The sequence below is a fragment of the Staphylococcus sp. 11007852 genome (genome assembly GCF_011394325.1).
Classification (GTDB): domain Bacteria; phylum Bacillota; class Bacilli; order Staphylococcales; family Staphylococcaceae; genus Staphylococcus; species Staphylococcus agnetis.
The window spans coordinates 18,406-44,820 of the sequence record NZ_JAANBJ010000012.1 but is presented as its reverse complement, the minus strand read 5'-3'; the positions used below and the strand labels follow the sequence as shown (position 1 = coordinate 44,820).

Annotated in this window: 25 protein-coding genes and 1 riboswitch; of the genes, 17 read left to right on the top strand and 8 right to left on the bottom strand. The window is 35.5% G+C overall.

All coding sequences use genetic code 11. From position 1 onward, the window contains the following. Nucleotides 1-10 precede the first annotated feature (10 nt). Both purH and purD read left to right on the top strand, forming a co-directional pair. Nucleotides 11-1,489, top strand: coding sequence for a bifunctional phosphoribosylaminoimidazolecarboxamide formyltransferase/IMP cyclohydrolase (gene purH / locus G8Y85_RS03395; protein WP_103345492.1), 1,479 nt, complete (start codon nt 11-13; stop codon nt 1,487-1,489). A 14-nt stretch (nt 1,490-1,503) separates the two neighbouring features. Then, nucleotides 1,504-2,748, top strand: coding sequence for a phosphoribosylamine--glycine ligase (purD, locus tag G8Y85_RS03390; RefSeq protein WP_060550793.1), 1,245 nt, complete (start codon nt 1,504-1,506; stop codon nt 2,746-2,748). 200 nt (nt 2,749-2,948) lie between these two features. Here the strand turns inward: purD and G8Y85_RS03385 are convergent, their stop codons facing one another. From G8Y85_RS03385 to graF, 4 genes are all read right to left on the bottom strand, one after another. Continuing rightward, complete coding sequence (locus tag G8Y85_RS03385) at nt 2,949-3,740, bottom strand: energy-coupling factor transporter transmembrane component T family protein (protein WP_103345493.1); 792 nt, start codon at nt 3,738-3,740, stop codon at nt 2,949-2,951. Beyond that, nucleotides 3,737-5,131, bottom strand: a complete 1,395-nt coding sequence (locus G8Y85_RS03380) for an ATP-binding cassette domain-containing protein (protein ID WP_165805421.1) — start codon at nt 5,129-5,131, stop codon at nt 3,737-3,739. The genes G8Y85_RS03385 and G8Y85_RS03380 overlap by 4 nt, the downstream gene beginning before the upstream one ends. A 12-nt stretch (nt 5,132-5,143) precedes the next feature. Beyond that, nucleotides 5,144-5,728: an ECF transporter S component gene (locus G8Y85_RS03375; RefSeq protein WP_037566014.1), complete on the bottom strand. Its 585-nt coding sequence runs from the start codon at nt 5,726-5,728 to the stop codon at nt 5,144-5,146. A 115-nt stretch (nt 5,729-5,843) separates the two neighbouring features. Next, nucleotides 5,844-5,944: riboswitch (TPP riboswitch) on the bottom strand. Between the two features lie 256 nt (nt 5,945-6,200). Then, a complete protein-coding gene (gene graF / locus G8Y85_RS03370; protein WP_165805420.1) occupies nt 6,201-6,344 on the bottom strand; it encodes a glycopeptide resistance-associated protein GraF in 144 nt (47 codons plus the stop codon). Nucleotides 6,345-6,667: 323 nt separating this feature from the next. On the opposite strand from graF, the gene auxA reads away from it, so the two are divergent. From auxA to ptsP, 5 genes are all read left to right on the top strand, one after another. Beyond that, nucleotides 6,668-8,008, top strand: coding sequence for a lipoteichoic acid stability factor AuxA (auxA, locus tag G8Y85_RS03365; RefSeq protein WP_103345495.1), 1,341 nt, complete (start codon nt 6,668-6,670; stop codon nt 8,006-8,008). Nucleotides 8,009-8,194: 186 nt separating this feature from the next. Continuing rightward, nucleotides 8,195-9,373: a class I SAM-dependent rRNA methyltransferase gene (locus tag G8Y85_RS03360; RefSeq protein ID WP_165805419.1), complete on the top strand. Its 1,179-nt coding sequence runs from the start codon at nt 8,195-8,197 to the stop codon at nt 9,371-9,373. Nucleotides 9,374-9,421: 48 nt separating this feature from the next. Continuing rightward, nucleotides 9,422-9,952, top strand: a complete 531-nt coding sequence (locus tag G8Y85_RS03355) for a hypothetical protein (protein ID WP_037566018.1) — start codon at nt 9,422-9,424, stop codon at nt 9,950-9,952. 157 nt (nt 9,953-10,109) lie between these two features. Further along, the gene (locus G8Y85_RS03350) at nt 10,110-10,376 is read left to right on the top strand and encodes a phosphocarrier protein HPr (protein ID WP_037566021.1); all 267 of its coding nucleotides are present in this window, start codon (nt 10,110-10,112) and stop codon (nt 10,374-10,376) included. Continuing rightward, on the top strand, nt 10,376-12,097 hold the full coding sequence (gene ptsP / locus G8Y85_RS03345; protein ID WP_037566023.1) for a phosphoenolpyruvate--protein phosphotransferase: 1,722 nt from the start codon (nt 10,376-10,378) through the stop codon (nt 12,095-12,097). Before G8Y85_RS03350 ends, ptsP begins: the two co-directional genes overlap by 1 nt. Before the next feature lie 54 nt (nt 12,098-12,151). On the opposite strand, the gene G8Y85_RS03340 is transcribed toward ptsP, so the two are convergent. Continuing rightward, nucleotides 12,152-12,379, bottom strand: a complete 228-nt coding sequence (locus G8Y85_RS03340; protein WP_060550800.1) for a glutaredoxin family protein — start codon at nt 12,377-12,379, stop codon at nt 12,152-12,154. 237 nt (nt 12,380-12,616) lie between these two features. Between G8Y85_RS03340 and G8Y85_RS03335 the strand changes: the two genes are divergently transcribed. From G8Y85_RS03335 to selX, 4 genes are all read left to right on the top strand, one after another. After that, nucleotides 12,617-13,969: a cytochrome ubiquinol oxidase subunit I gene (locus tag G8Y85_RS03335; protein ID WP_107370556.1), complete on the top strand. Its 1,353-nt coding sequence runs from the start codon at nt 12,617-12,619 to the stop codon at nt 13,967-13,969. Beyond that, nucleotides 13,966-14,985: a cytochrome d ubiquinol oxidase subunit II gene (locus G8Y85_RS03330; RefSeq protein WP_103345657.1), complete on the top strand. Its 1,020-nt coding sequence runs from the start codon at nt 13,966-13,968 to the stop codon at nt 14,983-14,985. The genes G8Y85_RS03335 and G8Y85_RS03330 overlap by 4 nt, the downstream gene beginning before the upstream one ends. A 174-nt stretch (nt 14,986-15,159) precedes the next feature. After that, nucleotides 15,160-15,819: a potassium channel family protein gene (locus G8Y85_RS03325; RefSeq protein WP_037566031.1), complete on the top strand. Its 660-nt coding sequence runs from the start codon at nt 15,160-15,162 to the stop codon at nt 15,817-15,819. A gap of 399 nt (nt 15,820-16,218) precedes the next feature. Further along, nucleotides 16,219-16,776: an enterotoxin-like toxin X gene (selX, locus tag G8Y85_RS03320; RefSeq protein ID WP_245203102.1), complete on the top strand. Its 558-nt coding sequence runs from the start codon at nt 16,219-16,221 to the stop codon at nt 16,774-16,776. 477 nt (nt 16,777-17,253) lie between these two features. Here the strand turns inward: selX and rnjA are convergent, their stop codons facing one another. Together rnjA and G8Y85_RS03310 are read right to left on the bottom strand one after the other, a co-directional pair. Continuing rightward, nucleotides 17,254-18,936 carry a ribonuclease J1 gene (rnjA, locus tag G8Y85_RS03315; RefSeq protein WP_037566035.1) on the bottom strand — a complete coding sequence of 561 codons (1,683 nt, stop codon included), beginning with the start codon at nt 18,934-18,936 and terminating at the stop codon, nt 17,254-17,256. After that, the gene (locus tag G8Y85_RS03310) at nt 18,936-19,151 is read right to left on the bottom strand and encodes a DNA-dependent RNA polymerase subunit epsilon (RefSeq protein ID WP_037566038.1); all 216 of its coding nucleotides are present in this window, start codon (nt 19,149-19,151) and stop codon (nt 18,936-18,938) included. The genes rnjA and G8Y85_RS03310 overlap by 1 nt, the downstream gene beginning before the upstream one ends. Nucleotides 19,152-19,618: 467 nt before the next feature. Between G8Y85_RS03310 and G8Y85_RS03305 the strand changes: the two genes are divergently transcribed. After that, the gene (locus G8Y85_RS03305; RefSeq protein ID WP_037566041.1) at nt 19,619-19,888 is read left to right on the top strand and encodes a hypothetical protein; all 270 of its coding nucleotides are present in this window, start codon (nt 19,619-19,621) and stop codon (nt 19,886-19,888) included. A gap of 51 nt (nt 19,889-19,939) precedes the next feature. Here G8Y85_RS03305 and def read toward each other — a convergent pair whose 3' ends face one another. Beyond that, nucleotides 19,940-20,491: a peptide deformylase gene (gene def, locus G8Y85_RS03300; protein ID WP_060550805.1), complete on the bottom strand. Its 552-nt coding sequence runs from the start codon at nt 20,489-20,491 to the stop codon at nt 19,940-19,942. A gap of 123 nt (nt 20,492-20,614) precedes the next feature. Here def and G8Y85_RS03295 point away from each other — a divergent pair, with 123 nt between their 5' ends. From G8Y85_RS03295 to lpdA, 5 genes are all read left to right on the top strand, one after another. Further along, nucleotides 20,615-21,247 carry a YkyA family protein gene (locus G8Y85_RS03295; protein WP_103346288.1) on the top strand — a complete coding sequence of 211 codons (633 nt, stop codon included), beginning with the start codon at nt 20,615-20,617 and terminating at the stop codon, nt 21,245-21,247. A gap of 158 nt (nt 21,248-21,405) precedes the next feature. Beyond that, the gene (gene pdhA / locus G8Y85_RS03290; protein ID WP_037566047.1) at nt 21,406-22,515 is read left to right on the top strand and encodes a pyruvate dehydrogenase (acetyl-transferring) E1 component subunit alpha; all 1,110 of its coding nucleotides are present in this window, start codon (nt 21,406-21,408) and stop codon (nt 22,513-22,515) included. Between the two features lie 3 nt (nt 22,516-22,518). Further along, nucleotides 22,519-23,496 (top strand): alpha-ketoacid dehydrogenase subunit beta, encoded by a 978-nt coding sequence (locus G8Y85_RS03285; protein WP_037566049.1) that lies wholly within the window; start codon nt 22,519-22,521, stop codon nt 23,494-23,496. A gap of 208 nt (nt 23,497-23,704) precedes the next feature. Next, nucleotides 23,705-25,000, top strand: a complete 1,296-nt coding sequence (locus G8Y85_RS03280) for a 2-oxo acid dehydrogenase subunit E2 (RefSeq protein WP_165805418.1) — start codon at nt 23,705-23,707, stop codon at nt 24,998-25,000. A gap of 3 nt (nt 25,001-25,003) precedes the next feature. Further along, nucleotides 25,004-26,410, top strand: a complete 1,407-nt coding sequence (gene lpdA / locus G8Y85_RS03275) for a dihydrolipoyl dehydrogenase (RefSeq protein WP_037566053.1) — start codon at nt 25,004-25,006, stop codon at nt 26,408-26,410. The last annotated feature ends 5 nt before the right edge of the window (nt 26,411-26,415 follow it).

Below are 26,415 nucleotides of genomic sequence, written 5' to 3'. Positions count from 1 at the left end.
AGATTTCTAAATGAAAAAAGCGATTTTAAGTGTGTCAGATAAAACAGGAATAGAAGATTTTGCTAAAGGACTTGTTGATCAAGGCTTTGCATTATTTTCAACAGGTGGAACATTACGCGCTATTGAATCTGCAGGCATACCTGTTGCTTCCGTTTCAGATTTAACGCATTTTGATGAAATAATGGATGGACGTGTGAAAACATTACACCCTGCTGTTCACGGCGGGATTTTAGCTGATCGTGACAAACAAGAACATTTAGAGCAATTAAAAGCACAAGATATCGACCTTATTGACATGGTTGTCGTCAATTTATATCCTTTCCAAAAGACAGTGGAAAATCCAGATGTATCAGAAGCAGATGCCATTGAAAACATTGATATTGGCGGGCCAACGATGCTCCGTGCAGCGGCAAAAAACTTTAAGCACGTGACAACAGTGGTGCATAGTGAAGATTACGATGAAGTGTTACAGCGTTTAAAATCGAATACTTTAGATGAAGCATTTCGTAAATCATTAATGTTAAAAGTATATCAACATACTGCAGAATATGACCAAGCCATTGTTAATCACTTTAGTCAGAATAAAGAAGCATTACGTTACGGTGAAAACCCACAACAAAACGCATATTTTGTACGTACCTCTGAAGCATCTAATACTTTAGCAGGTGCTGTGCAACATCATGGCAAACCTCTAAGTTACAACAACATTAAAGATGCAGATGCGGCGTTAACACTTGTAAAACGATTTGACGAGCCAGCAGCTGTTGCGGTGAAACATATGAATCCATGTGGAGTAGGGCTTGGTGCAACAATCGAAAAAGCTTTCGAACATGCATTTCAAGCAGATTCGACATCTATTTTCGGGGGTATCGTTGCACTTAATAGAACAGTAACTAAAGCATTGGCTCAACAATTACATGAGATTTTCTTAGAAGTAATCATTGCGCCATCATACGATGAAGAAGCACTAGAGATCTTGTCTCAAAAGAAAAATATTCGTTTACTTCAAATTGATATGGCGCCTATCTTTGGTGAACAAGAGTTTGTTTCTGTATCTGGTGGTTATTTAGTCCAAGATAAAGATGATGTACAAACGGCGCGCAAAGAGATGAAAGTTGTTACGGATGTACAACCTACAGAAGCACAATGGGACGCATTGTTGCTAGGATGGGAAGTGGCAAAAGCGGTTAAAAGTAACGCGATTGTCCTTGCGAATGACCATCAAACTGTAGGTGTGGGTGCGGGTCAGATGAACCGCGTCGGTGCAGCAGACATTGCCATTCGTCAAGCCATTGAAATGAATGACCAAGTTGCTTTAGCTTCAGATGGCTTTTTCCCAATGGACGATACAGTCGAACTTGCCGCCAAAGCAGGCATCAAAGCAATTATTCAACCTGGTGGCTCCATCAAAGATCAAGATTCTATAGATATGGCAAACCGTTATGGCATCACTATGGTGACAACAGGTGTACGTCATTTTAAACATTAATGGAGGAACTAAAAATGAAAATACTCGTTATTGGTAGTGGCGGTCGTGAACATGCGCTTGTGCATAAATTAAATCAATCGAAACTTGTTACACATATTGATGTCATTCCGGGTAATGATGCGATGACTTCTATAGCAAACATTCATTCAGAAATTGCTGAAACAAACCATGATGCCATTCTTGATTTTGCTAAGAATCATGCGATTGAGTGGGTGATTATTGGTCCTGAGCAACCTCTTACAGATGGGTTAGCAGATTTATTAATTGAGGCAGGCATCTCAGTGTTTGGGCCAAATCAAGCAGCAGCCCAAATAGAAGGATCTAAAACGTTTGCCAAAAATTTAATGAAAAAATACGATATTCCAACGGCAGACTATCGTGAAATTAATGACAAAAATGAAGCGTTAAACTATGTTGATACGTGCGCATTACCTGTGGTATTAAAAAAGGATGGTTTAGCAGCGGGGAAAGGCGTTATCATTGCACATACACGTGAAGAGGCCGTCGATGCCGTGCATACGTTATATCCAAATGACAATGATAAAGTGGTATTTGAAGCCTTTTTGGAAGGCGAAGAATTTTCAGTCATGACATTTGTGAATGGGGACTATGCTGTTCCATTTGAAACGATTGCACAAGACCATAAGCGTGCTTATGATGGTGATCAAGGACCTAACACAGGTGGTATGGGTGCGTATTGTCCCGTTCCGCATATTAGTGATGACGTTTTACGTCAAACGAATGATCGTATTGCTCAACCCATTGCTAAAGCGTTAAAAGCAGAAGGTTACCATTATTTTGGTATTCTATATATTGGTGCTATTTTAACGAAAGAAGGACCTAAAGTGATAGAGTTCAATGCACGTTTTGGTGACCCTGAGGCACAAGTGTTATTAACGCGTCTTGAAAGTGATTTGATGGCACATATTTTAGAGTTAAAAGACAAAAAGCCTATTTCACAAAAATGGAAGTCTGAATCGGTTGTGGGTGTGATGTTAGCATCTAAAGGCTATCCTGCTTCTTATGAAAAAGGTCATCACGTGACTGGTTTTGAAGAAGATTTAGAGCATTATTTTGTAAGTGGGTTGAAAAAGGATGAGGCACAAAATTTTGTGACAAGTGGCGGGCGTGTCATTCTTGCTTTAGGTGAAGGTGATACGATCCAAAAAGCCCAAGAATTAGCATATCAACGTGTTTCTAAAATTGAAAACGACGCATTATTTTATCGTAAAGATATTGCCAATAAAGCATTAAAATAAGACTTATTTGTTGCATCATTTGTCACCACATAATTGGAAGTATAAGTTATACCATTTAGCGATATATATCATGAGAGCCCTTCAAACACAATAAGTGTGAGAAGGGCTCTTTAAACGGGTTATTTCCTTTGCAGATGGAAAGGTAGGAAAGGAAATGGTGTGCCTTTTCACATCATCGAGATCGTGAAAACGCAAAGCACCTATCGTACATCCGTAATGCCAGTAATCGGTATATAATGACTCAACATTAAAGCACAGAGTACGATACCAATGATAGAAACGATAAGTAATATATCGCGGTAACTAAAAGGCGCATCATAATAATACGTTCGCGGTCCATCTTTGAATCCTTTCATTTCCATTGCGACAGAAAGACGATGCGCTTTACGCATGTTCTGACTTAATAAAGGTATTAAAATATGATAAAACCGTTTTGTACCACGATAATGAGATTTTTGAATCATTTGATAACGCATTTTAAGGGCATGTCTCAATTGGATAAAAGATTCCATAATTAACGGTAACATCCGAAAAGCAGCCATAAATGCATATGCGATTTTAGGTTTGACGCGTAGATGTTGCATAAAGCTATAAAAAATCATAATAACTTGCGACGTAAACGCGATAGCTAAACCAAAAAAGCTAATGACCAACGTTCTTAGAGATAAGTGCAACCCACGAACGAGACTTTCTTCCGTAATGCGAATAAATCCAATTTTGAAGAGCTCATGATGTCCATTACCGTAAAAAATCATAAAAAGTGATGAACTGATGGCAAACAATGTACTCAGTGTGATGAAAATAAATAAAACTCGGAATTTAGCACCACTGAGTATCAAAGTCAAAAGAAACATGAGTGAGACAAGGTATAGCATCGTATCAAAATTATGTACGAAAATCACAAATACGAATAATGCGATACCTAGAAACAACTTCGTTATTATATTGACTTTATCCATAAATGTTCGATATGACTTCCAAGATTCAATCATGTTGTCACCTTACTTTCAAACATTTTTCCATTTTCTATGATGTAATGATGTGTGGGATAACGTTGAATGATTTCTGGATCGTGCGTATTCATTATAATGGCCTGGCCTTGTTGAATACGTTGTTGAAATAAATCAATAAGTTTAAATGTATTATGACTATCTAACCCAAATGTAGGTTCATCTAACAAGATGATATCTGCGGATGTACTTAACGCAATCGCAACACTTAAACGGCGTTTTTGACCCATTGAAAGTTCAAAGGGATGTTGAGATTTAACATGAATTAAATCCAGTAATGTTAACATTTCTACAGTTGCTTCATGGGCATCTTCGGCATTTTGATGCTTGAAATTAATGAAAATTTCATCATAAACTGAATTTTGTAAACATTGAAGCTCAGGATTTTGATAAACCAAAAACATATGACATGAAGCGGTTTTAAGTTTACGAATGGGAGTGTCATTGAATGTAAGGCTACCTTCATACGGGATGAGTTGCATCAGTGATTCAAAAAAAGTAGTCTTGCCTGCTCCGTTTTTTCCAGTAATTACAATCCAATCACCTGATTGCACTTGAAAAGTGTCTACTGAATATAAGTGCTTTTTGCCTCGTTTGATGATGCCATTTTTAAAAGTAAGACGAAAATTAGAATGTGTATTGTGTTGGACAACCGGTGGAGCGACTTGCCATGCTCTAGGGTGCCACACGCCGTAATCTGTTAAGGTCTCTTCAAAATGGGTGAGGATGTCAGAAGGTGTTCCATCCTGAATTATTTGTCCGTCATGATTCATTAAAATAACACGATCGACAACATCCCATATATGTTCTACTTTATGTTCAACAATTAATACTGTTTGATCTTCCCATAACGTTTTTAACAATGTCCATAAATTTTCAGTTGCTTCAGTATCTAACATGGCTGTAGGCTCATCTAAAAACAACGTATCCGCTTTTTGTAAAAGGGTGCCTGCAACCGCTAGTTTTTGCTTCATTCCTCCACTTAATCGATGTATCGCATGCTTAGGATGAACATCTAATTGTACTTGCTCCAAAACTTTTGAAATTTTTTGATCCATTTCATTTTGGGGGACTTGAAGGTTCTCTAACACAAACGCAAGTTCTTCATTCACCTGTGGCATACAAAATTGAGAATCAGGATCCTGAAAAATAACTCCAGCATTTTTGGCAACCTTTAAGTCATCATATTTCATAGGTAAATCGATTAAGTTGGGTACGATGCCACTTAAGACATTCAACAACGTACTCTTACCAGAACCTGAGGGACCGAGTAAAAGTACTTTTTCTTTTTCTTTAATTTCGATGTTCAGCCCATCAAAAATTTTTTTAGGACCATTAGGGTATTTTAAACGTAAATTTGTAGCTTTTAACACGATGAATGCTCCTTATAATGCATCATAATCTTCTTTAGATGCAGGGCGGAATAGTTTGGTAACACCTGTTTTGTCTAATGCTTTCACAAGATAATAAGGAAATACCCCTGCTAAAACAGCACCACTGAGTAAACGGAATATAATAAGTAAAATTAAATTCCAAGCGGCAACTTCATTTAAATAGCCATAATACCAATCAACTGGAAAACTAATAATGGCTGCTGCCATCCCTGCTAAAACACTTACCATAAATGCACGTGATTGATATTTAAAAATCGCAAAAACAATTTCACATGCTAAACCTTGGAGTAGGGCATAAATAATCGTAGGAATATCAAAGCGGCCCATAATAATTGTTTCTCCTGCACCTGCTGCAAATTCAGCGATTAAAGCAATCCCCATTTTCGGAATGATAAGGTAGGCCACAACAGCAGCTGCAAACCACATGCCATACATCAATTGATCAAGATGTAAGCCGAGAGGTTGAACGGTATAGTATGCCACCCACCAAAGATTATAAATAACAGCAAAAATGACAGAGATTAACACTGTAACTAATATGTCAGATAATGTTAAACCTTTTCGTTTTGAACGCATAAACATCCTCCTATATATACAAAAACACAGCACCTAAACAAGGTACTGTGCGTGGGCGTGTAAATAGAACACCAAATGAAAGGTCACAAATAACAGACGTATTGTGAATCATTTAGAGTTTATCTTCACACTTCCCTACGCTAGTATCATCTAGTTCAGGTTCAAAGGGTTTGAGGTGATGACCTCATCTCAGTTTGCACACCCCTAGTGTGTGTTTATTGAATTGATTAACGTCACTATACACCCGACGTCACTAAATGTCAATGCGTGGAATCGAATGGTGGATTAAACGTTGACGAAAAGTGCTGGTTATAAGGTTTGAATGGTAATTGAATGTATTTTGAGACACGCTAATTTAATCAATGATATGCGAATAAGTGTAAGAATCTAAATAAACTACAGTTAATAAAAAAGGAGTCAGAACATAAACCGTTCTGACCCCGTGAATAGATACAGCTATTGAATGGATGCGTTATTCAAAAGAGCTTTGGATATCATCTTTCGTTTTTTCAGCACCATCTTTAGCACCATCTTTAGCATCATCTTTTTTATCTTTTAATTCTTGTTCTTTATCTTTAGCATTTTCTGCTGCTTTTTTGATTTCTTCTTTAGACATATAACATCTCTCCTTTTATGTTATCTACTTCTAAGAGTTCCCACATATTTATTTATTAAACATTTAAAGAAGGGTAACAAACAAATGTAACTTTTGGTATAATAAATAAATGCGTTAATCTTATGAATAAAGTATGTTTTAATCGTGTTTAAAAAGATAATATAAATAAATATAGTGAAAGCAGTATGATAAACATTGTTTTATAAAAACTGAAAAATACGTGTATTTACAACGTTTTACGTCTCTCCATCTTAAGAATGAGATTTGTTTTTTATAAAGACATGTACTGCGTCTTCGTATATAATAATTGTGAGGTGAAGCGGATGTCTTTGTTTAATAAATACACCGAAGTGATCTACAGTTACATCATCGGTGCAGTTTCTATTTTATTAAGTGTTATTATTTTCCTTAATATTCCACTTATTCACCAATTCAGTGCACATAAAAAGCCAGCGATTCACATTGAGAACTTGTGGGACTTTATTATGGCCTTTTTTAATGAAATTATTCGCGTTATGAGTAATTATATTGGTGAAATACCTTTAGTGAGTGGCATTATCATCTTATTATTTGGTCTTTTTATGATTTTTATTGGGAGAACGCTAACGAACACAACACGTTTTGATTATGATATTTCAATACTGTTTTTATTAATTGGTATTATTTATTTTGTCTTAACGTTAATATTCATGTCACAAGTTTACGGTATTGTAGCTTTTGTTTTTGTTTTTCCATTCTTAATACATATTGGATATATCACGTACAAAGATGAACTTAATCCGTTTAATCGTAAAAAACATTATCTATGGATTATCATAAGTTATGGTCTTTGTTATATCATTGGGCAACTGGCACTTTATAGTCGGATAGAGGAACGACAAGTTGCGCCTATAGATGTATTAAGTATTAACACGTTTTTCGTAATATTATGGTTGCTTGGCCAAATGGCGATTTGGAACTTTTTATTTTTACGTCGAGCATTACCTATGACGCAAGAAGAAATCACAGGAGAAGAAAATCCTTATTCTCGTAGTAAAAAATATAGTTTTGCGGGTCAATCAAAATACCACTTCAAAGATATCCAAGATCGCACAAATGAACTTACGCAAGACTTTTCATATCGTACACGTCGTAGCATTGATATCGAAAAACTAAGACGTAAACGTGAAGCCTTTAAAGACAAATGGTTGAGTTGGGCAACGTTAGAAGAAGATGACATTCCATCGTTCTTACATCGACCTAAATGGTTAAAAAGAGAATACGTATCCATTGCGTGCGGGGTTGTGTTATTTTTCTTCATTTTAGTAGAATTTAAAAACCGCAATGGATTATTTTTATCAGGTGATTGGCAACTATCACAAACACAATATGTTTATGAATGGGTAAGCTTATTCTTATTACTATTAATTGTGACGATATTTATATGGACATCCGTTACAAATATGATGAAAGGTAGTCATTATTACTTAAAATTGTTTATGATAAGCATTCTGTTCTTCAAGTTATTAACAGAATATATCGTAATTTTGATTCACGGATTGATGTTATCTATTTTTATTACACCAATTTTAGTTTTAATGTTAATACCAGCAATTGTGGCTTTTGTATTCCAATTACGCCAACCGTCACCTGAAAAAATTGAAAATCATGAAAATCACGTTTAATGAGGGTGTTGAAACAGGATGAGACTGAAATGTCTCATCCTGTTTATTTGATTTAATTTGCTTTGATTATAGATTTTGATGTTTTCATTTCTGATAATTTGAAATGAACACCAATAAAAAGACTTTCATTGATTCCTTTGATTCATGTTAAACTAAAATAAATGCTATAAAAGAAAGGCTGACATTATGAAAACAGCAATTTTAAATAAAGGGAAAGAAGAAAAATATTTCAATCAGTATCCTTTAATAGTGGAAACAGATATTTTTAAAAGTGACCGTTTGAATGAAGGAGACCTTTTCCAATTAAAATCATCAAAAGGTGAATTTATCGCAACATGTTATGTGGGGCGCCAACATAAAGGATTAGGTTGGATTTTATCTTATGATAGTGAAACAGCGATTAATACGTTATTCTTCAAAACATTATTTCAACAAGCACATGATGTGCGTGCGTATTATTATCACATCGAAGGAACGAATGCCTTTAGACTGTTTAATGGCGAAGGTGATGGTGTAGGGGGACTTACAATTGATTATTATGATGGCCATCTTTTAGTTCAATGGTATTCTGAAGGCATTTATCAATTTAGAGCCGATATTTTAGAAGCAATACAAGCCATCTTTCCATTTAAATCTATTTATGAAAAAACACGTTTTAAAAATGATGAAATTAAAAGTGGTTGGGTGTTAGGTAAAAAAACACAATTTCCAATTATTATTGAAGAAAATTTTACTTTTTATAATGTGCACTTAGTTGATGGCCCAATGACTGGAATATTTTTAGACCAAAAAGAAGTAAGAAAAAAATTACGAGATTATTATAGTCATGGTAAACGGGTCTTGAATTTATTTAGTTATACGGGTGCATTTTCTGTCATCGCCGCTACGAATGGGGCACAAACGACAAGTGTAGACCTAGCAAATCGTTCACGACAACTTACGGAAGAAAATTTCGGTATTAATGGCATTGACCCTAGTTCACAATCTATTTATGTCATGGACACGTTTGATTATTATAAATATGCGGAACGACATGGTTATACGTACGATACAATTGTCATTGATCCACCAAGCTTCGCTAGAAACAAAAAGAAGACCTTTTCTGTTACGAAAGATTATGGCTTATTAATTCAAAACGCCTTAAAGATACTCAATCCAGGCGGTACATTGATATTAAGCACCAATCATAGTATGTATACGCTTAATGCATTTAAAAATACGATTAAAACAACTTTGAATCAAGCGAATGTTTCCTATCAATTAGACGAAGTGATGGGATTACCTAAAGATTTTAAAACACACCCACATTATAAACCTTCTAAATATTTAAAAGTTGTATTTGTTACATTACAGCATAACGCATGATAAAAAAGGGTATATATAGTTATTATATCGTTGAAAGGTGGCCTAGTTATGGGTTTAAAAGATAAAATGACGCGAAAAATGAGTAATAAAGTGATGCATATTGATGAAATTAAAGTGAAGGATGCATTACCGAAAACAGAAGCTGAAATCGAAAAAAGACGTCAATACGCAGAATCAGTCATTAAGAAAAAAGCATTGGTGTCTTCAGGTGCTACGGTAATACCTATTCCGGGATTCGATGTAGGGGTAGATATGAAGCTAATGAAAGATATTATAGAAGATGTCAATAAAATTTATGGCTTGGATCATAAACAAGTGAATAAAATGACAGATGATATGAAAAACCGCATCAAGATAGCTGCAGGCTTGCAAGGTAGCCAATTAATAGGTAAAAAAGTATCTAAAGGCATCCTGCGCATTGTTATACGCGACGTAGCTAAACGTACAGCTGCGAAACAAACGCGTTGGTTTCCATTAGTAGGTCAAGCTGTATCAGCATCAATTAGTTACTATTTTATGATGAAAGTTGGTAAAGAACATATTCAAAAATGCGAAAATGTTGTAAAGTCTCTTATCTGAATTGACGAAAAATTGTTGAAAAGCAAGAGAAAACGTATCATGACAACTATTTTCGAATTGAAAATAAATGTACTTTTTGGTAATGTAATGCTAAGTAGCTAATTTAAAAATAAATTTATGCTAATGAATTTATGGAATAGAAGGAGTAAGATAAAAGATGGAACAACAATCATATGTAATTATTGACGAAACAGGAATTCACGCACGCCCGGCGACAATGTTAGTTCAAACTGCTTCAAAGTTTGATTCTGATATTCAATTAGAATACAATGCGAAAAAAGTTAACTTAAAATCAATCATGGGTGTTATGAGCTTAGGTGTGGGTAAAGACGCTGAAATTACAATCTACGCAGATGGTAGCGACGAAAAAGAAGCAATTCAAGCTATTTCTGAAGTCTTATCAAAAGAAGGTTTAACAAAATAATGTCTGAAATCATGAAAGGTATTGCTGCATCTGACGGTGTCGCAATTGCTAAAGCCTATATGCTCATCGAACCAGATTTGAGTTTCTCTGAAACAACGACGAACGATACTGAAGCAGAAGTGCTTAAATTTAATGAAGCATTAAAAAACTCTAAAATCGAACTAACTAAAATTAGAAATAACGCTGAGGAACAATTAGGACCAGATAAAGCGGCTATTTTTGATGCACATTTACTTGTTTTAGACGATCCAGAATTAATTCAACCGATCGAAGCTAAAATTCGTGATGAAAAAGCTAGCGCACCACACGCGTTAACGGAAGTCACTCAAAACTTCATTATGATTTTTGAGTCGATGGATAATGAGTACATGAAAGAACGTGCTGCTGATATCCGTGACGTTTCTAAACGTGTCTTAGCGCACATTTTAGGTGTGGAACTTCCAAATCCAAGTATTATTGATGAAAGTGTAGTGATTGTAGGTCACGATTTAACGCCTTCTGACACTGCACAACTAAACAAACAATATGTACAAGGGTTTGTAACAAATATTGGTGGACGTACTTCTCATTCTGCAATTATGAGTCGTTCACTTGAAATTCCAGCAGTTGTTGGGACAAAAACGATAACTTCAAACGTTAAACAAGGTGACATGATGATTGTTGACGGTTTAACTGGTGATGTCATTGTAAATCCAACAGATGATGAACTTAAAGCATATCAACATAAGCGTCAATCATTCTTTGCAGACCGTGAAGAATTAAAAAAATTACGTGATGAAGCGTCTAAAACGCTTGATGGTCAACATGTTGAGCTAGCTGCAAACATTGGAACACCAAATGATTTAGAAGGTGTTAAAGATAACGGTGCTGAAGGTATCGGTTTATATCGTACTGAGTTCTTATACATGGGACGCGATAATATGCCAACTGAAGACGAACAATTCGAAGCTTATAAAAAAGTGCTCGAAGAAATGAATGGCAAACGCGTTGTTGTTCGTACGTTAGATATTGGCGGTGACAAAGAGTTACCTTATCTAAACTTACCAGAAGAAATGAATCCATTCCTTGGATATCGTGCAATCCGTTTATGTTTAGATCAACCTGATATTTTCCGTCCGCAATTACGTGCGTTATTACGCGCCTCTACGTATGGAAAATTAAATATCATGTTCCCAATGGTTGCGACAGTCCAAGAGTTCCGTGATGCGAAAGCGTTATTATTAGAAGAAAAAGCAAATCTTGAAAATGAAGGTGTTACCGTAAGCGATGATATCGAACTTGGTATTATGGTGGAAATTCCTTCTACTGCAGCACTTGCAGATGTATTTGCGAAAGAAGTAGACTTCTTTAGTATCGGAACGAACGACTTAATTCAATATACTATGGCAGCTGACCGTATGTCAGAACGCGTGTCGTATTTATATCAACCTTATAATCCTGCGATTTTAAGACTTGTTAAGCAAGTCATCGAAGCTTCTCATAAAGAAGGTAAATGGACAGGTATGTGTGGTGAAATGGCAGGAGATGAAACTGCGATTCCATTACTATTAGGTTTAGGATTAGATGAATTCTCAATGAGTGCGACTTCAATTCTAAAAGCGCGTCGCCAAATTAAACAATTAAGTCAAACTGAGATGCAACAGCTTGCAGACAAAGCGATTCAGTGTGCAACGGTGGATGAAGTGGTGTCACTTGTTCATGCGTATACAACAAAAGCATAAAGATAGAATATACTACAAGGGTGTATGACAACGTTGTCATACACCCTTGTGTTGTTATAATCCTAGTTTTTGATTAAGTTTATCCATATCTACTTGATACATAGGTTCATCGTCAATAAGAATCAAAGGTGTTGCAAAAGCATCCAAGTCAATCATTTCTTGACGGTAGGTTGCGTTTGAAATATTACGTTCTTCGAATTCAACTTGTTTTTCAGTTAAGTAATTTTTAACAAATGTGCAAGGTGGACAATCATTTTGCGTATAAATAACGATATTTGGCATCTTCAGACCTTCCTTTACGCGCATATTTTTCACTCAATTATTACAGTATACATGACGTAGCTATATTTTTGAATTTAAAATTATAAATCTAATTTTTAGAAAGTCAAATTGTAAATTATGGCAATTTTGCGTCATGTCATTAAATTGTCACTCATTAAATAAGCATACACATTCTGTTTCAATTGTTGTGTCAGTATAATGTAAGTTGCTTTGGAAAAAGATAAAAGGAGTGATGAAATGGATGCAGTTGAATTAAGTCGATTTTTAACTGGAATGACACTTGCCGTCCATATCATATTTGCAACGATTGGCGTGGGGATGCCAGTATTTTTTGCAATCGCTGAATTTTTAGCGATTAAGAAAAAAAGTGAACGCTATTTGGCGTTAGCTAAAAGATGGGCGAAAGGTTATACGATTACAGTAGCTGTTGGGGTAGTTACTGGAACAATCATTGGGCTTCAGTTGTCCTTGTTATGGCCTACATTTATGCGTATTGGCGGACATGTCATTGCACTACCATTATTTATGGAGACATTTGCGTTTTTCTTTGAAGCGATATTTTTAAGTATTTATCTTTATACATGGAATCGATTTAAAAATCAATTGACACATTTTATTATTAGTATACCTGTCATAATCGGTGGCACATTTTCAGCATTTTTTATAACATCTGTGAATTCGTTTATGAATACACCAGCAGGTATGGAGATTTCAAATGGGAGAATGGTCAACGTCGATCCGATTGCCGCAATGTTTAATGCGTCATTTTTTGTGCGCTCATTTCACGTTGTTGCAACAGCACTCATGACAATGGCTTTTATTTTAGCAACAATAGCGGCATTTAAATTGATAAAAAACAAAGTGAAAGAAGATACGATTTACCATCAAAAAGCACTTAAATTGACGATGATTGCAGGATTAATATTTTCAATGTTATCAATGCTTGCAGGTGATTTATCGGCTAAATTTTTACATCAAGAACAGCCTGAAAAATTGGCCGCCTACGAATGGCATTTCAATACAGAATCTAAAGCAGATTTAGTGTTGTTTGGTGTCTTAGATGAATCTACCCAAGAAGTCAAGGGTGCTATACGTATACCAGGTGCGTTAAGCTTTTTATCAGACTCAAGTTTTGATACAAAAGTGAAAGGGCTTAACGAATTTTCAAAAGATGAATTACCACCACTCATTGTGCATTATTTCTTTGATTTAATGGTTATATTTGGAATTTTTTGTTTTGTAGTTTCAGCACTTTACGTCGTGGCGTTATGGGTGAAAAAGTGGAATCCACATCAGAAATGGTTGTTGTATGCCATTCTTCTAACTGGACCAGCGAGTATGCTTGCGATTGAGTTTGGTTGGTTTTTAACAGAATTAGGACGTCAACCATGGATGGTTAGAGGGATACTTAAAGTTCAAGATGCGGCTACAACAGCAGGCGGACTACCTTTTATAACACTTTTATTTGCCTTATTATATTTCGTTTTATTATTCTCAACGACCTTTGTCCTCGTCAGAATGTTTAAAAATCAATCGATTTCAGATGACATCGCTAAGTTACAAGCAGAAAGAAGAGGTGAATTTCAATGAGCTATGAATTGATAGGTATTACAGTATTATGGTTATTCCTCTTCGGCTATATTATTGTCGCGTCCATCGATTTTGGGGCAGGATTCTTTTCCATGCATGCCAAATTGTTTGGTGAATCTAAGAAAATTAATGGACTGATTCAACGCTATTTAAACCCTGTTTGGGAAGTGACGAACGTATTTTTTGTATTTTTCTTCGTAGGTATTGTTGGATTTTTTCCAGATACAGCTTATTACTATGGAACTGCATTACTTGTTCCAGGCTCACTTGCTTTAATCTTGTTAGCGGCACGTGGTGCGTTTTATGCTTTTGAGAATTACGGACAAGATTCAAAATTATCTTGGTTGATGATTTATGCGATTTCAGGTTTGTTAATTCCAGCATCTTTATCAACGGTTTTAACAATATCTGAAGGAGGCTATTTAATTCGTACATCGAATGACCTTGTTGACTTGGATTGGATTGCATTACTTTTAAGCCCATATGGCTGGGCGGTTGTTTTATTATCAATCGTAACCGTCCTTTATGTATCATCAGGATTTTTAACATTTTATGCGCATAGAGCCAAAGATGAAGAAGCTTATTTATTATTACGTAAATGGTTTCTCATGTGGGGCGCACCTATGATTATGATTTCATTATTTGTCTTTTTATCATTACGTGTGCAAAATAAAACGCATTTTGATACTGCGGTATTTACGTATGGTTGGTTATTTATCATTAGCTTTATCGCGTTTCTAATTGCGGGAATCCTAACGTATTTGAAAAAAGCCCATGGAATGGCGTTTATATTTGTCATTATTCAAATAGGAACAGCATTCTTTGGTTATGGTATAAGTAAATTGCCGTATTTATTATATCCATATGTGCGCATTGATCATGCGGTGACGAATGATTCAATGGCAATTGCACTTATTATTGTATTCATTTTAGGACTCGTTTTATTATTGCCATCATTAGCGTTATTGCTTAAACTATTTGTATTTGACAAAGACTATGTAAGAGGTAGAAAATAGGAGTATTCATTAATATCGCATGTTAATGAGAACGGGAAAGTTACCCGTTCAAACTGTTATAATGATCATGAATACATGTGGAAGTATAATACTAACTTCGACATCTAAAGTATGAATACAAAGATTAACTTTACCATTTTCATGCTTGATCTTTTCTTATTACGGAGGTAAATCATGGATAAAGAGTATGTTGTAATTGGTTTAGGGCGTTTCGGCGGAAGTATTGTACGTGAGCTGAATGCGCTTGATATGGATGTGATGGCTATTGATAGTGATGAACATCGTGTAGATGAATATAGTGATATCGCAACACATGCAGTTGTAGCGGATACAACAGATGAAGCTGTTATGAAAAGTTTAGGAATTAGAAACTTTGATCATGTCATCGTTGCGATTGGTGAAAATATCCAAGCAAGTACACTGACGACGTTAATTTTAAAGGAATTAGGCGTCAAAAAAGTTACTGCCAAAGCACAAAATGATTATCACGCTAAAATATTGAACAAAATAGGGGCGGACACGGTTGTCCATCCTGAGCGTGACATGGGTCGCCGAATTGCACATAATGTAGCGAGCGGCACAGTTCTTGATTACCTAGAACTTTCAGATGAACACTCTATTATTGAAATGAAAGTAAATGAAAAATTAGCAGGACAAAGTTTAGTAGATTTAGATATTCGTGCCAACTACGGTATTAATATTATCGCTATTAAACGTGGTAAAGAAATTATTGTCGCGCCAGACCCTGAAATGGTATTAGAATTTGATGATATTTTAATTATGATTGGTCACGATAATGATTTAACACGCTATGAGAAAAAGATGGCACATTAAGAGAACATGGATTGTAGTTGGCCAATCATGAGATGCTTTTTTAATGGTAAGAGTGCTTGTCCCTCAGAGTATGTTACTCTAATCACGAGTGGTAAGGATGAGCTCATAGTTTATGATGATTTAAACCGTTGCGATTGTTTGTCGCAACGGTTTTTTATATGAAGTCATATATTGATTAACGATGAATATAATGTTGCTTTAGCTGCAACTTCAGATGCAAACAATCTATTATAAGTGGAGTTGTGATGGAACTTGAGTGCTTGAATTGACGAGGATTAAGATTTAATTAAGATTCTTTAATATTCTGTATATTTTATTTTTAATTTTTAGTTATATAATAAACATACATCATGATGTGCAGTTTAAAAAACTGGATTCAACTAAGATAGGAGAGAGATAATGATGCCTTTAAAATGCTTAACAAAACTTACGATGGCAGGAATTATTTTAACTGGATTTACAGGAACAGCTGCTTTAGGCAGTATTTCAAATACAACTCACGCAGCGACGCCTGAAGTGCAAGGAGTACATTCGCAAAATGAAGCGGCAGCGGTTAAATCGTTATATGATAGATATAGTAAATCTCAAATAGGTGATAAAAAAGGGAACTTAAAAATTTGGGCATACTCAAATGCACCTTTGAAATCAAATGAAGTGCGTTTAAATATTAACGGCACTTACCTTTTTAATGGTACAACATACACGCCTAAGCGTAATGTCACATTAAATAAAGGGAAAATTACACTTAAAGAGTTGGATCATATTGTAAGGTATGCGCATGTGTCTTACGGTTTGTATTTAGGTGATAAACTTCCGAAAGGTGATATTGTCATCCATACAAAATCTGGCGATAGATATACCCTTGAAACACATAAAGCGTTACAAAGTGGTAGAGAAAATGTGGAAATTAATACCGAAGATCTCAAAAATATCACTTTCGATATTAAAGTTTTATGATGTTTAGCATATTTTTATCAAACTAATTTTGAACAAGCAATGATTGAAATACACGTTATAACAGAAAAATGATTAAACTGATGATAGATGAAGTTGAGAGAGAAAAATAAAGTATGAATGGCAGAGATTGATCACCCGATAAATCAAAGTGATTTACAGGTAATCAATCTCTATATTTATGAACGATTAGTTTAAAGGTATGCCCGAAAAGGTTTATTAAAAAATGTAAAAAAACGCAGTTCATTTTACTGATGATAGTTTGTATGAGTCGTATACTAACTTGATCAATCCGCTTGTGATAAAACCGCTTGATTAAACGTCAAATTTTTTAGTCTGAGAATGAGAAAAATTAGCGCTTGTATTAAGTGAGTCTGAGAAAGTCGTACAGTCTCACTACTTTTATAAGGGGTAGCCAGTCAGAGGATTTCAGTCGCAAAAAACCACCCGTGAAAGCGGGTGGTTTTGATTTGAACCTATTTATTTGTCTTCATTGACTTTCATAATGACTGGTAAAATCATCGGTTTACGTGCTGTTTTCTCATATAAATACGGTTGTAATGTTTCGATGATGGATGATTTGATTTGATGCCATTGGATATTGTCGTTGTTATTTAATTTATAAATGACATCTTTTTTAATTTTACGTTGCGCATCGTAAATCAATTGACCAGATTCACGCATATAAACGAAACCACGAGAAATAATATCTGGGCCTGAAAGCAATTGATTCGTTTTGAAGTCAATACTCACAACGACAATGACTAAACCTTCTTCTGATAATAATTTACGATCTCGAATCACGACATTTCCGATATCACCAATACCGCTACCATCTACTAATATATTACCAGATGGAATACGTCCAGCAGTACGTGCAGAATCGCGCGTTAAAGCTAATACATCTCCGATATCATGAATGAAGACGTTATCTTCAGCTACACCACAATCAACACCTGTTTGTCCATGCGCTTTTAACATACGATACTCCCCGTGAATAGGTAGGAAGTATTTAGGACGAATTAAACGTAACATTAATTGTTGATCACCTTGAGAGCCGTGACCTGACGTATGAATGTTTGAAATCTTATTGTGAATCACTTCAGCACCAGCTTGATACAATGCATTAATTGTACGGTTAATGCTTTTTGTATTACCAGGAATCGGTGAAGAACTAAAAACAACAGTGTCTTCAGGAATGATTTTAATTTGCTTATGTGTTCCATTGGCAATACGTGAAAGTGCAGCCATCGGTTCACCTTGAGAGCCTGTACATAAAATTAATAATTCATGTTTAGGGATGCTATTAATTTTATTTGGTTCTACAAAAGTTTCAGGCGGAGCTTTAATGTAACCAAGCTCTGTCCCGATTTTAATATTGTTTTCCATTGAACGTCCAAAAGTAACGATTTTGCGATTATATTTAACGGCAGCTTCAACAGCTTGTTGAACACGGTAAATATTTGAAGCAAAAGTTGCGAAGATAATACGTCCAGTACAACCCCTGAAAATTTTATCGACATTTTGACCTACTTCACGTTCACTTAATGTAAAGTCTGGAACAAGTGAATTTGTAGAATCTGACAACAAACATAGTACGCCTTCATCTCCAAGACGTGCCATTTTTGCAATGTTTGCTGGAGCGCCTACAGGTGTAAAGTCGAATTTAAAATCTCCTGTATGAACAATTTTACCTTCTGGTGTATCTACAATTACACCGTACGTTTCAGGTATGCTGTGAGTTGTGAGGTAAAAGCTGATTTCAAAATGCTTTGATGTGATGACTGAATCTTCATCAATTTCATTTAAAGATGCTGTGCGCAGTAGATGATGTTCTTCAAGCTTATTACGGATTAAACCGAGTGCAAGTGGGCCGCCATAAATAGGAACATTGATTTTTTTAAGCAGGTAGGGCACACCACCAATGTGATCTTCATGACCATGTGTAATAAACAAACCAACAATTTTATCTTGGTTTTGTTCAAGGTAAGAATAATCAGGAATGACATAGTCAATACCTAATAGGTTATCATCGGGGAACTTAATTCCTGCATCAATGATGACGATTTCATCTTTGTACTCAACAGCATAAGTGTTTTTACCAATCTCACCTAAACCACCAAGTGCATATACTCCCACTTCGTTTTTATGAAGTTGCTTCATTACTCAGCGCGCTCCACGTTGAAATGCTCTGACTTTTCTTCATATTCTAAATGTGCGCCCTCTAATTTAGTTATGAATTCGATATTGTAATGACGTTCTTTTAAATAACGTCTTACTTGTTCTTCTGTTTCTGCTTCAACATAAATCGTTTGTGTATTTTCGCGAACAATCACTTCGTCACGATTATGTTGATAAAATACTTTAAAAATTGCCATATAATATTTCCTCCTAGAATTTGCAAATATATATTTATGATGCATGAATCTAAGTGTTTTAATGTAAAAATAAAAAACATGAACTGAATAAGTAAAATCGTAAAGATAGACTTCATTCAATCCATACATTCATAGACTTAGTTACTTGCATATGTATTATTTAAATCCGATCGATGCGTGGGATAAATCATATTAGGGTATAGGATTGTATCTACGCAGAAAAGGTAACTTTGACATAGAATTACATTAACGTATGCACCATACGTTTTCAATTCGAATGATAACAACTCTAAAATATTGAAGCATACGTTCTATATTTTAAATGTATAATGTCAACGTTCAATGACCTAGTTAGTATTTATTTTACCTTATGTAATCAGATAAATAAAGCAGTTTGTGATAAACTACATTTATAGTAAGCATCTTTCCATGAATTGCTTGTACTTAAATGAAAATAGGTGAGCGTAATGAAAAATGATACCCGCATAATTGAAGAACTTAAAAAAGAGTTAAAGCGTGAAGATAAAACATTAAAGAGTATTAATTTTGAAGTTAGAGAAAATGAAGTAACAATGTTTTTTGAATATAACGAACCGAGTCCTTTAACGCACAATCATCATTATATTAAACATGACCATGATCCTGAAATATTAGATGTTGAAACGTTTGAGCACATAAAAGCGGAGCTTAAATCATTAAATGTGAGCTATACTGAACGTAGAGATGAATTTATGTAAAAAGTAAAACACCTAAGAAGGTACATCACGTACAACTTCTTAGGTGTTTCATTATACTTCGACCGCATTTGCATGAGGTTGAAGTGGATTTTGATCATCAATGTGATCGAAAAACATCACCCCATTTAAATGATCGAGTTCATGTTGAAAGACAATTGCTGGATAGCCTTTTAAACGTAAACTAAATTCATTGCCATCCATATCGAATGCCTTAATTTTAATTCTATAATGACGATGAACAAGTCCAGGTACATCTTCGTCAACGCTTAAACAACCTTCACCAGTAGGTAAATAACCTTCTTGGACACTGTGACTAACGATTTTAGGGTTAATCACTATCATGTCATAAGATTTACCGTTACCATCATCAGGTAGATATATCGCAAATGCACGTTTCGGCACATTGATTTGTGGTGCAGCTAAGCCAACCCCACTGCGTAATTGATATTTTTCTGAGATTTCCGGGTCTTGGCTATTGCGTAAAAATGTTTGCATAGCTAAAAAGGTTTCTTTGTCTTCAGCAGATAAAGGGAATGTAACTTCTTCTGCTCTTTGACGAAGCGTTGGATGTCCATCGCGGATAATATCTTTCATTGTTAGCATATTTGACACCTTCCTTAAACAATAATATATCAGATAAGTATATGCTAGTCATAATAATAATGTTTGATTTATCCAAATGATTTCATTACCATTACCATTGAATAGAAGGAGGACGTTTAGATTATGAAGATAAAGAAAACGATAAGTGTTGTTTTAGCAACAACTGTATTATTGGCTGCTTGTAATAATGACAAAGAACATATAAAAAATGTTAATGACGGTCTTGAAAAAATGCAAAAAGCTGAGCAACCCCTTGAAAAAATTAATCAAAACAGAAATAAACTAGAACAAGAAAAAGAAAAAATCACAAAAGGGTTTACTGGGAAAAATCCTGCTGCGCTTCAAGACGATCTTAAAAAAGTATTGAAAAATACAGAAGAAAGAAATAAAACTATTAAACAAGAAGAAAATGCAGTAAAAAATTCTAAAAAAGAATTCGAAAAAGTTAAAAGTGAAGTTAATAAAATAGAAGACAAAGATAAGAAAAAGCAATACGACGAATTCGTTAAAGCACTCGACACGAAATATCAAAATCACGCTGACTTCACAAAAGGTTATCAAGATTTAGTAAATAAAGAAAAAGACTTGTTCACGTATTTTTCAGGTCAGTCTGGTACGCAAGATGAAGTTGATAAAAAATCAAAATCAATTGTAGAAGCACAAAAACAATTAAAAAATAAAGTTGACAAATATGCGAAGTCACTCAGAAATGTACAAAAAGAAAAACGTGATATTGACGAGATTTCCAACTCTTAAGAGTATAACAGTTTTATAATTTTAGTATAACAGTTGCGCTCGCTGTAATGCTATCAACTGTTACAGAACTTGTGTAAAACTGTTTAACAGCTCTTATGAAATGTGTTAAACTATGTAAAGATGAAATATATAAAAACGGGAAAGGTATGGTGAATTGAATGGCTAAGTTAAAAGCCCAATTCGATGCTGAACAAGTATTGAAAGATACTGAATCAAAATTTGAAATGGTTCAAATCTTAGATGCAGATGGAAATGTAACTAATGAAGATTTGTTGCCAGATTTATCAGATGAGCAATTAGTTGAATTAATGAGAAGAATGGTATGGACGCGTATCCTTGACCAACGTTCTATTTCTTTAAATAGACAAGGACGTTTAGGTTTCTATGCGCCTACTGCTGGTCAAGAAGCATCTCAACTTGCTTCTCAATATGCATTAGAAAAAGAAGACTTCATTCTTCCAGGTTACCGTGATGTGCCACAATTAATTTGGCATGGTTTACCATTAACTAAAGCATTTTTATTCTCACGTGGACACTTTGTTGGGAACCAATTCCCTGAAGGCGTGAATGCATTGAGCCCACAAATCATCATCGGTGCACAATACATTCAAACTGCTGGTGTGGCATTAGGTCTTAAAAAACGTGGTAAAGATGCAGTTGCGATTACGTATACAGGTGATGGTGGTTCTTCACAAGGTGACTTCTATGAAGGTATCAACTTTGCATCAGCATACAAAGTACCTGCAATCTTCGTTATTCAAAATAATAACTATGCGATTTCTACACCACGTGATAAACAAACAGCAGCGCAAACATTAGCACAAAAAGCTGTTGCTGCAGGTATCCCTGGTATTCAAGTAGATGGTATGGACGCATTAGCGGTATACCAAGCTACTAAAGAAGCACGTGATCGTGCAGTTAGAGGCGAAGGTCCAACTCTAATTGAAACAATGACTTATCGTTATGGTCCACATACAATGGCTGGTGACGATCCAACGAAATATAGAACTTCTGATGAAGACTCTGAATGGGAGAAAAAAGACCCACTCGTACGTTTCAGAAAGTTCTTAGAAAATAAAGGTTTATGGTCAGAAGACAAAGAAAACGAAGTTATCGAGCAAGCTAAAGATGAAATCAAAGCAGCTATTAAAGAAGCAGATGGTATTGAAAAACAATCTGTAACTTCATTAATGGAAATCATGTATGAAGACATGCCATATAACCTTAAAGAACAATATGAAATTTACAAAGAGAAGGAGTCGAAGTAAGCCATGGCACAAATGACAATGGTTCAAGCGATTAACAATGCGCTAGCAACTGAACTTAAAAATGACGAAAACACTTTGATTTTTGGTGAGGACGTAGGTGTTAATGGTGGTGTATTCCGTGTAACTGAAGGATTACAAAAAGAATTCGGTGAAGACCGTGTATTCGACACACCTTTAGCAGAATCAGGTATCGGTGGTCTAGCATTAGGTTTATCAACACAAGGTTACCGTCCAATTATGGAAGTACAATTCTTAGGTTTCGTATTTGAAGTATTTGACTCAATCGCTGGTCAAATCGCACGTCATCGTTTCCGTTCAGGTAACTCTAAAATTGCGCCTGTGACAGTTCGTGCACCATTTGGTGGTGGTGTTCATACACCAGAATTACACGCTGATAACTTAGAAGGTCTTTTAGCGCAATCACCAGGTTTAAAAGTCGTTATTCCTTCTGGTCCATATGATGCTAAAGGTTTATTAATCGAAAGTATTCGTAGCAACGACCCAGTTGTGTACTTAGAGCATATGAAATTATATCGTTCATTCCGTGAAGAAGTACCTGAAGAAGAGTACACAATTGAAATTGGTAAAGCGAACGTTAAACGTGAAGGTTCAGATTTAACAATCATCACTTACGGTGCAATGGTTCAAGAATCATTAAAAGCAGCTGAAGAACTTGAAAAAGAAGGTCACTCAGTTGAAGTAATCGACTTACGCACGGTTCAACCACTTGACATTGATACAATTGTTAAATCAACTGAAAAAACAGGCCGTGTGGTAGTCGTTCAAGAAGCTCAAAAACAAGCGGGTGTGGGTGCAAACGTAGTATCTGAATTATCAGAGCGCGCTGTACTTTCATTAGAAGCACCAATCGGACGTGTTTCAGCACCGGATACGATCTATCCATTTACACAAGCTGAAAACGTTTGGTTACCAAACAAAAACGACATCATCGAAAAAGCAAAAGAAACTCTTGAATTTTAATTAACTTAAACGAGTCATCAAAAGGGTATATAGGAATGGTTAGAGGCGAAAAGTTATATTTTAGGTAACTTTATTATAGATGATAAACACAGATTGAATGTAGAGCATAACAGTGCAGAACACGATTTCTATGACATCTTCCGTCACTAACATTCCTTTATTCCGTTATAACTTATCAATCTAAAACGATTAATTAGGAGGAAACAACGTGGCATTTGAATTTAAATTACCAGATATTGGTGAAGGTATCCACGAAGGTGAAATTGTAAAGTGGTTTGTAAAAGCTGGAGATCAAATCGAAGAAGACGATGTACTATGTGAAGTTCAAAACGATAAATCTGTCGTTGAAATCCCTTCACCTGTTTCAGGGAAAGTTGAAGAAGTTCTTGTTGAAGAAGGTACAGTGGCAGTTGTAGGTGATACAATTGTTAAAATTGATGCACCAGATGCTGAAGAAATGCAATTTAAAGGCGGTCATGATGACGATAGCTCAAGTGACAGCAAAGAAGAAGTAAAAGAGGAAGCTAAAGAAGAAACGCCTCAACAACCAGCAGCTAATGAAGAAGTTGACGAAAACAGACATGTTAAAGCAATGCCTTCAGTGCGCAAGTATGCACGTGACAACAATGTAAACATTAAAGCTGTTAATGGCACAGGTAAAAATGGTAGAATTACAAAAGAAGATGTGGATGCATACTTAAATGGTGGCGGACAAGCTGCACCAGCTCAAGAAGAAGCGTCAGCACCAGCTGAAACTACTCAAGAAGCAACTGCAGCACCTACAGCAGCGCTAGCAGGTGACTTCCCAGAAACAACTGAAAAAATTCCTGCAATGCGTAAGGCAATTGCTAAAGCTATGGTTAACTCTAAACATACAGCACCTCACGTAACATTAATGGATGAAATCGATGTTCAACAATTATGGGATCACCGTAAGAAGTTTAAAGAAATCGCAGCTGAACAAGGTACGAAATTAACATTCTTACCATATGTTGTTAAAGCATTAGTGTCAGCACTTAAAAAATACCCAGCGCTTAACACTTCATTCAATGAAGAAGCAGGCGAAGTTGTACACAAACACTATTGGAATATTGGTATCGCTGCAGATACAGACAGAGGCTTATTAGTACCTGTGGTAAAACATGCAGATCGTAAATCTATCTTCCAAATTTCTGATGAAATTAATGAACTTGCGGTTAAAGCACGTGACGGTAAATTAACTTCTGATGAAATGAAAGGTGCAACATGTACAATCAGTAATATCGGTTCTGCAGGTGGTCAATGGTTCACACCAGTTATTAACCATCCTGAAGTTGCGATTTTAGGTATTGGCCGTATTGCTCAAAAACCAATCGTAAAAGATGGTGAAATTGTAGCAGCACCAGTATTAGCATTATCGTTAAGCTTTGACCATAGACAAATTGACGGTGCAACTGGTCAAAACGCAATGAACCACATCAAGCGTTTACTTAACAATCCAGAATTATTATTAATGGAGGGGTAAAATATGGTAGTCGGAGATTTTCCAATTGAAACAGATACTATTGTTATCGGGGCAGGTCCAGGTGGATATGTAGCAGCAATTCGTGCAGCACAACTTGGTCAAAAAGTTACAATCGTTGAAAAAGGTAATTTAGGTGGCGTTTGCTTAAACGTAGGTTGTATTCCTTCAAAAGCATTATTAAACGTATCACACCGTTTTGAACAAGCACAACATGGTGCTGACCTTGGTGTCACTGCTGAAAACGTATCTTTAGATTTCGATAAAGTACAATCTTTTAAAGGTTCTGTCGTTAATAAATTAACGAGCGGTGTTGAAGCTTTATTAAAAGGTAACAAAGTAGAAATCGTTAAAGGTGAAGCTTATTTCGTAGACAAAAATAGCTTACGTGTGATGGATGATAAAAGTGCGCAAACGTACAACTTCAAAAATGCAATTATTGCTACAGGTTCTCGCCCAATTGAAATCCCTAATTTCAAATTTGGTGGTCGCATCTTAGATTCTACAGGTGCATTAAACCTTAAAGAAGTACCTAAAAAATTAGTTGTCGTTGGTGGCGGTTATATTGGTTCAGAACTTGGTACTGCGTATGCTAACTTTGGTACAGAAGTTACTATCCTTGAAGGTGCGAAAGACATCTTAGGCGGTTTCGAAAAACAAATGACACAACCTGTTAAAAAAGGTATGAAAGCTAAAGGTATGACGATTGAAACGGAAGCTTTAGCAAAATCTGCTGAAGAAACAGACAATGGTGTTAAAGTAACGTATGAAGTTAAAGGTGAAGAAAAAACAATCGAAGCGGATTACGTATTAGTAACAGTAGGTCGTCGTCCTAACACTGATGAATTAGGTTTAGAAGAAGTTGGCGTTAAATTAACTGATCGTGGTTTAATTGATGTTGACAAACAAAGCCGTACATCAGTAGATAGTATCTATGCAATTGGTGATATCGTACCAGGTTTACCTCTTGCACATAAAGCAAGCTATGAAGCTAAAATTGCTGCAGAAGCAATTGCTGGACACAATTCTGAAGTAGATTATATCGGTATGCCAGCTGTATGTTTCACTGAACCAGAACTTGCACAAGTGGGTTACACTGAAGCTCAAGCTAAAGAAGAAGGCATTGAATACAAAGCTTCTAAATTCCCATACCAAGCAAACGGCCGTGCATTATCATTAGATGATACAACTGGTTTCGTTAAGTTAATTACACTTAAAGAAGATGACACTCTAATTGGTGCTCAAGTTGTTGGTACAAGTGCATCTGATGTCATTGCTGAATTAGGTTTAGCGATTGAAGCTGGTATGAACGCTGAAGATATCGCTTTAACAGTGCATGCGCACCCAACTTTAGGTGAAATGAGCATGGAAGCTGCTGAAAAAGCAATTGGATTACCAATTCATACAATGTAATAATA

Excerpts from the sequence above, each read along its gene's own strand:
- purD (WP_060550793.1), top strand. The coding sequence starts at position 1,504 with ATGAAAATACTCGTTATTGGTAGTGGCGGTCGTGAACATGCGCTTGTG.
- selX (WP_245203102.1), top strand. The coding sequence starts at position 16,219 with ATGATGCCTTTAAAATGCTTAACAAAACTTACGATGGCAGGAATTATT.
- G8Y85_RS03340 (WP_060550800.1), bottom strand. The coding sequence starts at position 12,379 with ATGCCAAATATCGTTATTTATACGCAAAATGATTGTCCACCTTGCACA.
- graF (WP_165805420.1), bottom strand. The coding sequence starts at position 6,344 with ATGTCTAAAGAAGAAATCAAAAAAGCAGCAGAAAATGCTAAAGATAAA.
- G8Y85_RS03360 (WP_165805419.1), top strand. The coding sequence starts at position 8,195 with ATGAAAACAGCAATTTTAAATAAAGGGAAAGAAGAAAAATATTTCAAT.
- rnjA (WP_037566035.1), bottom strand. The coding sequence starts at position 18,936 with ATGAAGCAACTTCATAAAAACGAAGTGGGAGTATATGCACTTGGTGGT.
- ptsP (WP_037566023.1), top strand. The coding sequence starts at position 10,376 with ATGTCTGAAATCATGAAAGGTATTGCTGCATCTGACGGTGTCGCAATT.
- G8Y85_RS03350 (WP_037566021.1), top strand. The coding sequence starts at position 10,110 with ATGGAACAACAATCATATGTAATTATTGACGAAACAGGAATTCACGCA.
- G8Y85_RS03335 (WP_107370556.1), top strand. The coding sequence starts at position 12,617 with ATGGATGCAGTTGAATTAAGTCGATTTTTAACTGGAATGACACTTGCC.
- G8Y85_RS03305 (WP_037566041.1), top strand. The coding sequence starts at position 19,619 with ATGAAAAATGATACCCGCATAATTGAAGAACTTAAAAAAGAGTTAAAG.
- G8Y85_RS03355 (WP_037566018.1), top strand. The coding sequence starts at position 9,422 with ATGGGTTTAAAAGATAAAATGACGCGAAAAATGAGTAATAAAGTGATG.
- def (WP_060550805.1), bottom strand. The coding sequence starts at position 20,491 with ATGCTAACAATGAAAGATATTATCCGCGATGGACATCCAACGCTTCGT.
- G8Y85_RS03285 (WP_037566049.1), top strand. The coding sequence starts at position 22,519 with ATGGCACAAATGACAATGGTTCAAGCGATTAACAATGCGCTAGCAACT.
- G8Y85_RS03385 (WP_103345493.1), bottom strand. The coding sequence starts at position 3,740 with ATGATTGAATCTTGGAAGTCATATCGAACATTTATGGATAAAGTCAAT.
- purH (WP_103345492.1), top strand. The coding sequence starts at position 11 with ATGAAAAAAGCGATTTTAAGTGTGTCAGATAAAACAGGAATAGAAGAT.
- pdhA (WP_037566047.1), top strand. The coding sequence starts at position 21,406 with ATGGCTAAGTTAAAAGCCCAATTCGATGCTGAACAAGTATTGAAAGAT.
- auxA (WP_103345495.1), top strand. The coding sequence starts at position 6,668 with ATGTCTTTGTTTAATAAATACACCGAAGTGATCTACAGTTACATCATC.
- G8Y85_RS03325 (WP_037566031.1), top strand. The coding sequence starts at position 15,160 with ATGGATAAAGAGTATGTTGTAATTGGTTTAGGGCGTTTCGGCGGAAGT.
- G8Y85_RS03295 (WP_103346288.1), top strand. The coding sequence starts at position 20,615 with ATGAAGATAAAGAAAACGATAAGTGTTGTTTTAGCAACAACTGTATTA.
- lpdA (WP_037566053.1), top strand. The coding sequence starts at position 25,004 with ATGGTAGTCGGAGATTTTCCAATTGAAACAGATACTATTGTTATCGGG.
- G8Y85_RS03330 (WP_103345657.1), top strand. The coding sequence starts at position 13,966 with ATGAGCTATGAATTGATAGGTATTACAGTATTATGGTTATTCCTCTTC.
- G8Y85_RS03375 (WP_037566014.1), bottom strand. The coding sequence starts at position 5,728 with ATGCGTTCAAAACGAAAAGGTTTAACATTATCTGACATATTAGTTACA.
- G8Y85_RS03310 (WP_037566038.1), bottom strand. The coding sequence starts at position 19,151 with ATGGCAATTTTTAAAGTATTTTATCAACATAATCGTGACGAAGTGATT.